Origin of the sequence: Gilvimarinus polysaccharolyticus (assembly GCF_001187555.1) — a bacterium.
In the GTDB taxonomy this organism is placed as follows: domain Bacteria; phylum Pseudomonadota; class Gammaproteobacteria; order Pseudomonadales; family Cellvibrionaceae; genus Gilvimarinus; species Gilvimarinus polysaccharolyticus.
In genome coordinates this window covers 1-1,883 of record NZ_LFIJ01000006.1, presented here as the reverse complement: position 1 = coordinate 1,883, position 1,883 = coordinate 1, and the positions used below count along the sequence as shown (strand labels likewise).

The 1,883-nt window shown below is 41.0% G+C and carries 3 protein-coding genes; all 3 read left to right on the top strand.

Going from position 1 to position 1,883, the window contains the following annotated elements; genetic code table 11:
* Positions 1-73 precede the first annotated feature (73 nt).
* The 3 genes from GILYN3_RS16390 to GILYN3_RS16380 all read left to right on the top strand — a co-directional run bounded on the left by GILYN3_RS16390 (position 74) and on the right by GILYN3_RS16380 (position 1,732).
* The gene (locus GILYN3_RS16390) at positions 74-685 is read left to right on the top strand and encodes a PQQ-binding-like beta-propeller repeat protein (RefSeq protein ID WP_157484973.1); all 612 of its coding nucleotides are present in this window, start codon (positions 74-76) and stop codon (positions 683-685) included.
* 78 nt (positions 686-763) lie between these two features.
* Complete coding sequence (locus tag GILYN3_RS16385) at positions 764-1,291, top strand: CbrC family protein (protein WP_049724111.1); 528 nt, start codon at positions 764-766, stop codon at positions 1,289-1,291.
* A 126-nt stretch (positions 1,292-1,417) separates the two neighbouring features.
* Entirely contained in the window at positions 1,418-1,732 is a 315-nt protein-coding gene (locus tag GILYN3_RS16380) for a hypothetical protein (protein WP_049724110.1), read from the top strand.
* Positions 1,733-1,883 lie beyond the last annotated feature (151 nt).

The following is a 1,883-nucleotide window of genomic DNA, read 5'->3' as shown; positions in this document are numbered from 1 at the left end:
CCTTCACAAAAAAGCTGCGCATGTTGGCAGCGTTATGTGAGAAAGCATGAAGTTCGGATTTAGAAGGAAGGCTGTGAACGAAGCAAGATATATTATTAAGTCAGAATCTGATCATTGGTCTATTGAGCTATCTTTCAATGGAGGGAGCGAAGTAGGCAAAGGGAATCCATCGAATACTGATGTGAAAATTAGGCTTCTATCTAAAGTTAACCAACAATGGCTTAGTAGCCCTTGGCAACTAGAGTGGGAAAGAAGCCTAGGAAATATTGAAATGCCAACAGGTGCATGGAATGGAATTTATTTGGCAGAGATAGTTAATAACTTATTTTTCTTTGCATTTTCAAATAGCGTCATATGCATTTGTCCAGAAACAGGGAAAGAGCTATGGAAGGTTTGCACTGGAAATACCCCTATCTACAAGATTTTTCCAACAGAAAATAACGATTCAATAATTGTTTATAACGGGTACTACGGTTTTGAACGCATTGACGGAAAGGGAAATATCATAAAGCTAAACCTTGAAGGCGAAACCGCATGGAGGGTAGAGTTGCCGTCTGAAAAAGATATTTATGCAAATCCGCCCTATTATAAAGACGGTGATCTATATTCAAATTCTTGGGACTGCTTCCAATGTAAAATATCAGAAGAAGATGGGACCATCATTGATAAACAGTTTACTAAATAGCGGTCAATCACATAACAAGTCAAGGCTGTCGGACGCTACGCGCCGCAGCTTGAGGCGTTAACTTTCTTAGGAGCAATCGTGGAGTTTCCCAAGTTTAAATACCACCCAGATCCAATATCTACGGGTGCAATCAAAGAAAGCAGCGAAGAATGCGAGTGCTGCGAAGAGGCTAGAGGGTTTGTATATACGTCAAACCTTTACGCTGAAGAAGAGATTGAATTCATCTGTCCATGGTGCATAGCAGATGGCTCCGCAGCTAAAAAATTTGATGGCATGTTTTCTGACGATTATCCGCTGCAAGAAGCTGGAGTGCCGAAAGATGTGATCTCTGAAGTATGTGAGAGAACTCCAGGCTATAACTCATGGCAGCAAGAAGTGTGGCAAGCTCACTGTGGAACAGCCTGCGAGTTTCACGGTGATGCAGAGAAAGACGAGTTGGTTAAGTTATCGGGCGAACCTTTAGAAAACTTTCTGCGTGTTGAAATGATTAAACCTGATGTTTGGCAAAATATACTTGAGCATTATGAGAAAGGCGGTAATCCAGCTGTCTATAAATTTAGGTGTCCTGAGTGTTCGAAAGTAATCTACACCATGGATTTTATGTAGTGTCAAAAGTTAACAAGTCAAAGCACGCGGACTTGGTAAAGCTGTCACCTTTTTTGTTCCAGAAAAGTCGCCATCTTCACCAAGCCGGTGTTTGAGGCGTTAGATGCAATCTGAGATTAGAAGCGAATGAAGGTACCATTACAAGAATTGATCGACAAACTTGTCTCTACACATTCGATAAAAAGCGCAGAAGAATTCACTATCTTACTTGGTAGCAATGAAATTTATATTTCAGAAATTATTGAAATTTCGACGAGTGACTATAATGTCTATTTTCACAAAGATACATTTGACGGTTGGTATTGCATTGAGAAATCAAATGATACTTTTAATGTTTATCATCAAGAGCGTGGGCGAATAGGCTGGAGTGACGTAACTGTTAAAGGTAAAAGTAGTGCAGTTACAGAAGTTCTATTGGGTGCGTGCTATTTATGCATCTAACAAGGCAAATCAGCATCAGTCGCTGCGCTCCTTGGACAGCCTTGCCGTCGCTCGTTTTGTGCAGGCTGCGCCTTTTAGCACAAAACAATCAACAACAAGTCTGCCGCTGTTTGCGGCGTTGAGGCTGTAGAAAAACTCCAAAAATTAGGAG